The organism is Anaplasma marginale str. Florida, from assembly GCF_000215485.1.
Taxonomy (GTDB): Bacteria; Pseudomonadota; Alphaproteobacteria; order Rickettsiales; family Anaplasmataceae; genus Anaplasma; species Anaplasma marginale.
This window is the reverse complement of sequence record NZ_AFMS01000020.1, coordinates 1-5613: the sequence shown is the minus strand read 5'-3', so window position 1 is coordinate 5613 and position 5613 is coordinate 1. Positions and strand designations below refer to the sequence as shown.

At 47.4% G+C, this 5613-nt stretch carries 5 protein-coding genes; 1 reads left to right on the top strand and 4 read right to left on the bottom strand.

Translation table 11 applies throughout. The features are described 5' to 3' along the window. Together GAC_RS00640 and GAC_RS00635 are read right to left on the bottom strand one after the other, a co-directional pair. Window positions 1-614 (bottom strand): GTP-binding protein (locus tag GAC_RS00640; RefSeq protein ID WP_037348988.1); only part of this gene is annotated, 614 nt, incomplete at its 3' end. An 81-nt stretch (window positions 615-695) separates the two neighbouring features. Continuing rightward, window positions 696-3002 carry an AAA family ATPase gene (locus GAC_RS00635; RefSeq protein ID WP_010267765.1) on the bottom strand — a complete coding sequence of 769 codons (2307 nt, stop codon included), beginning with the start codon at window positions 3000-3002 and terminating at the stop codon, window positions 696-698. Between the two features lie 142 nt (window positions 3003-3144). On the opposite strand from GAC_RS00635, the gene GAC_RS00630 reads away from it, so the two are divergent. Beyond that, window positions 3145-3858, top strand: a complete 714-nt coding sequence (locus GAC_RS00630; RefSeq protein WP_010267767.1) for a TerC family protein — start codon at window positions 3145-3147, stop codon at window positions 3856-3858. A 208-nt stretch (window positions 3859-4066) separates the two neighbouring features. Here the strand turns inward: GAC_RS00630 and rbfA are convergent, their stop codons facing one another. Beyond that, the gene (gene rbfA / locus GAC_RS00625) at window positions 4067-4420 is read right to left on the bottom strand and encodes a 30S ribosome-binding factor RbfA (protein WP_010264781.1); all 354 of its coding nucleotides are present in this window, start codon (window positions 4418-4420) and stop codon (window positions 4067-4069) included. Continuing rightward, on the bottom strand, window positions 4417-5613 hold a 1197-nt coding region (locus GAC_RS00620; protein ID WP_037348987.1), incomplete at its 5' end, for a translation initiation factor IF-2. The genes rbfA and GAC_RS00620, both read right to left, overlap by 4 nt.

The following is a 5613-nucleotide window of genomic DNA, read 5'->3' as shown; positions in this document are numbered from 1 at the left end:
GTTATGGTCATATTGCAGGGTTTGATATATTCCAGAATCGCTCCAAACAGAGGTGTAAGATCCTTGCGCTCCTCCGACAAATCCTTGACGCACCAACCGCTCCTCCCGGAAGCATAGAGCACGGGGAAATCGAGCTGCTCACTTGTGGCGTTGAGGTTTATAAAAAGCTCATACACCTCGTCCAAAACTTCGCTCACCCTGCTGTCTGGACGGTCAACCTTATTTACCACCACTATTGGCAGCAAATTGGCCTGCAGCGCTTTTGAGAGCACGAACTTCGTTTGCGGCATCGGGCCCTCAGACGCATCAACGAGCATGAGCACCCCGTCTGCCATTGAGAGCACCCTTTCCACCTCGCCACCAAAATCTGCGTGGCCTGGTGTGTCTATCACATTAATCTTATGGCTTCCCCACGTAATCGCGGTACACTTCGCCAGGATCGTAATGCCCCGCTCCCGTTCCAGGTCATTGCTGTCCATCACCCGCTCAACAACTTCCTGGTTATCCCTGAGGGCACCGCTTTGCTTCAGCATGCTGTCTAGAAGCGTAGTCTTCCCGTGATCTACATGCGCAACAATAGCCAAATTACGAACAGATTCGTAATTGTTAGACATAGACCCCCCCGCGACGCAATGGGACAAATCTATAGGATTCGACTAAATAATCAACGATAAAAACCACCGCGCAGCAAGTTATTATGCAATACTATCAACAGATTTTTCGAAAAACTCATACGAGAAGTCTTCCTTCTGCGGGTCAAATCTCACTTCCACCCTGCCCCCGTACGCCAGTTTGCCAAACAACATTTCAAGTGCCAGGTGCTTCTTGATCTTTTGCGCAATCACACTTTGCGCCTTTCTCGCACCGTATCCGTCTTGCTGCCCCATTTTCGTCAGAAATTCCACCGACGCTTTGTCGATGCTGATATCAACACCCTTTCTGGATAGCTGATCTCTGAGCTCGGCAATGAATTTACCAACCACCTTTTCCATCACATCAGCGCTCAGATAGGAAAAGGATACCACCGCATCCAACCTGTTACAAAATTCCGGACCGAAAATCTTCTCTATAGCTTTGTGCTCACTACCTATATGAAAGGTGCGGTCACGGTCAAACCCCACAGCGTTTTGACTAAACTCCACCGCACCGGCGTTCGTGGTGAGTACGATGACAACATTACGAAAACTAACTTTGCGCCCGTAAGTGTCGGTGATGCATCCATAATCCATTATTTGTAACAATATGTTATAAACGCTACTATGGGCTTTTTCTATCTCATCCAGTAACAACACGCTGTATTGGTTCCTTGCTATGGTGTCAGTGAGTAGGCCGCCTTGCTCATACCCCACATACCCTGGGGGAGAACCTATCATCCTGGCAACGGTGTGGGACTCCATATATTCAGACATGTCAAATCTGACCAACTTCATCCCCATGTTCTTTGCCAATTGTTTCACTAGCTCAGTCTTCCCTACCCCCGTAGGGCCGGCCAGCAGGTAACTAGCAAGTGGCTTTTGGTGGCTCCTGAGCCCAGCCTTGGCAATTCTTATTGCATCCACAATCTGCGAAATGGCAGCATCCTGCCCAAAAATAACTTGCTTCAGATTTTCTTCTAAATTCTTCACTTTGTGAGTATCGCTCGCGAAAAGATTGTCGCACGGTATTTCAGTAATTCGCGAAATAATTGATTCAATATCCCTGCCCGTGACAACCTTACCATTTTCGCCCGAGCGCAGCTTGGCATATACCCCGGCTTCATCTAAAACATCCACCGCCTTGTCCGGCAGCATTCTCTCGGCTATATACCTGTCCGACAGCTCCGCAGCATACTTCACCGCTTGGCTGGTATAGTGTACATCGTGGTATATCTCATAATATGACTTTATCCCACTCAGAATCTGTATGGTTTCCTCTACGGTAGATTCTTCAACATTAATTTTCTGATATCTCCTCGCCAGCGCCCGGTCCTTCTCAAAATTGCTGTTATACTCCTTGTACGTAGTGGCACCTATACACCTAATGGAGCCCCTGGCAAGTGCCGGTTTCAGCAGATTACTCGCATCTAACGGGCTTCCGCTCGTGGACCCGGCGCCAATAATAGTGTGAATTTCATCAATAAAAAGAACGGCATTCTTCTTATTCTCTATAGCCCGGATAACCGCCTTTATCCTCTCTTCAAAGTCCCCACGATACCTCGTCCCTGCAAGCAAAGAGCCCATGTCGAGAGAGTATATTTCTACACATTTGAGTTGAGGCACAATATTCCCTTCGACGATGCGCAGCGCCAAACCTTCAACTATAGCGGTTTTCCCCACACCAGAATCCCCAACATACAGGGGGTTGTTCTTCCTTCTGCGCAGCAGGACTTCAATGGTTCGCTCTTGTTCGTACTGCCTACCTATAACATAATCTATCTTTCCATTCTTCGCCAAAACGTTGAGGTTCACACAATAAGCTTCCAGGCTTTCGCCATCTTTTGAGACCACATCTTTGGATATGTGAGGAAACCCAACCGCCCCTCGCTTGACGAAATCTACGTCTTTGCCCAGATCATGCTGATCATACAGCTCTTCCGGATGCTCGTTGCTGGAAATACAGCTCACAACATCAATGTACTTAACGTTGTGCTCATTCAAAAAAGAAACACTGCAGGAGTCTTTTTCCAAAAAAATCTCCGCTAAAACATTCACACCGTTAATTTCATCCTTTCCGGAGGCATGTGCGTGTACTATGGCCCTATGCACCACCTTTTCAAATGCCATGCTTGGCCGCACTTCGGTCACGCTCTGATTCATCGCTATAGACATTTCGTATCTTAAGAAGTTAATCAGAGTTGCCCTCAATCTGTCTATAGACACCCGACACACATACAAAACCCGCCTGACATCAAGGTCATCAGTCAACGCTAGCAGCAGATGTTCAAGGGTTGCACACTCATGACGAAAATCAAAAGCTATCGACAATGCCCTGTGTAGACTGGCCTCAAGGTTCTTTGATAACACGTAAATCCTACCCCCCAACTCTCGGGGCCAGGGTACCATCTAAGCATTAAAATACATTGAAAACAAAATGGGATCAAAAACGCAAAAGCGTGTATACTACCTCGTGAATTACGCGCTATAGCCGGGAAATAACGCATCTGCCATGAATCTCCATTGTAACAGCATTGTTGAGTTCTCCACCTTGTTTTTCCTGGAGATGATTTTGGGCATTGATAACCTAATTTTCATAGCCCTTATCACCTCAAGGCTTCCAGAAGGTCTACGCAACAAGGCACGAATTTGCGGTCTTAGCGTAGCTTTGGTGATGCGCTTTGTCATGTTGTTTGGAGCTTCGCTTTTGCTGTCCATGGATGAACAATTCATTACGCTGTCGCGTGTGCAAATCTCCTACAAAAACATGTTCTTTATAGCCGGCGGGGCTTTCTTGGTGTACAAAAGTGCGCAGGAAATTTATTTAGAGATATTTCCTAAACAAAATTCAAAAATTAGTGCTTCACCCAAATTTTTGCTAGCAATCGGACAAATTATTGGGATTGATCTTATGCTCTCGTTAGATTCCGTGATATCGGCAGTAGGGCTGACTGACAATACACTTCTCATCGCCATAATATTTTCCATATACGCCATTGTTGCGCTATTTTTGTCCAAAGAGGTGTCAGCTATCGTGCACAAACATGCGAGGGTCAAAACAATTGCGTTGTTGTTCATAGGAGCATTGGGAGCGCTGCTCGTAGCAGAAGGCATGGGGCACAACATCCCACACAGCTACCTGTACACAACTCTGCTATTTCCGATAATAATGGAGTGCATGGACTGCTGGAAGGAAAAGCGCAGTTCACAGCATCACAAACCCTAGGTAGCCTGACAAGCGCATGGGCCTACAGCCGCACATATCAGAAATGAAGATGGATAATGGGCTACATCAAGATCACAGCCCGCCACGGGCCCCGGCAACGAAACAGGCATGGGACACAACATCCCGCAGCTATCCACCCGTGTGGCACAGCCGTTCAAAAACTAGTAACCAGCTGTAGATCTCGAGTTCTACAACGCGGCCGCACACCTCACTTTGTGGTGGCCATTATCTCACTAATTCGGAGGAAGTTATCAAATTCAACATCCAGCTTAAAATGCAACCTGGGCACGTACCGCAATTTGAGGTACCTGAATACTGCTCTCCTAATGCTGTTAGACGCATCATTCAACGCGGCGACTACTTCGTCACCATCAACCGACTTGTCCCCAATTGCCACGAACACTGTGGCATTTCTCGTGTCTTCACTAACTTTAACACCAGATATAGACAGCATGCTGCTTAAATCATAAAATTCGCGAATGAACAGCTGGGCAAGTGCCCTCTTGAGAACCGATGCAACCTTCAGGCTGCGTAACCCAGCCGATGGAGTAAAAGCTATCATTCCACTACTCTAGCGTGCTCTACTACTTCAAGAACTTTTATCACATCACCCACCGCAACGTCCTTGGCACCTTCAACCAGCACACCACATTCCAGACCATGGCCCACTTCTTTTACGTCATCCTTAAACCGCCTCAGGACTTTTACCTTGCCTTCGCACGTTACCGCATCATTTCTGTAGATCTTCACCAAGGCGCCTCTACTAACCGCACCTTCGGACACATAACAACCGATGACCGTCCCCCCCTTACCGCTGGAAAACACTTCCCTCACAACCAGCAACCCGACCTGCACCTCTCGTATAATCGGCTTTAGTTTTCCACAAACAACACCCTTCACATCATCTATCAGGTCGTATATCACCCGATGATGGCGTATATCAACATCCTTCTGCCTTACAAGATCTCTGGCCTGAGCATCTACCTTGACGTTAAACGCCAGTACCACGGCTGATGCGGCCTCGGCAAGCAAAATATCGGATTTCGTAACATCGCCAATATCTTTGTGTAGGATATTAAACTTGACCTCCTCGTGCTCGATTTGCGCTACTGAGCGAGAAATAGCCTCCAAGGACCCAGCTACATCGGCCTTTAGTATCATGTTGACCCCTTCGGGCCTGTCCATAGAGAACAGCGGTCCTGTGAAAACGCTGTCATTCCTACCAGAGTCGCGTCCACGGGAGAGGTTAATCCCTGCCCTATGCTCAAGTAAATCTCTGGCGTGTTTTTCAGAAGGCATTACCAGAAAGACGTCACCCGCTTTAGGTACTTTATCAAGCCCTAAAACTCTAACGGGCATTGAGGGTAATGCTTCTTCGACACTATTATCACTGTCATCAAACATGTTGCGCACTTTCCCGTATGAACCGTCTCCGGCTACTACTACGTTTCCCTTGCGCAGCGTACCCCTTTGCACTATTACAGTAGCGACAACGCCGCAATTCCTTTCTATTTTTGATTCTATTACCACGCCTTGTGCCCTACCCTCAACTGGGGCTCTCAACTCTAACATCTCAGCCAACAGTAATATACTGGACTTCAGCTTGTCTAAATTCTCTCCCGTCTTCGCAGAGACGGGGACAATCATGACGTCTCCCCCAAGCTTCTCCGGCACCACGCCATGTTGCAGTAGATCATTGGTAATCTTATCAACATTTGCGTCGCTTCTGTCTATCTTGTTAACTGCAACCACCAT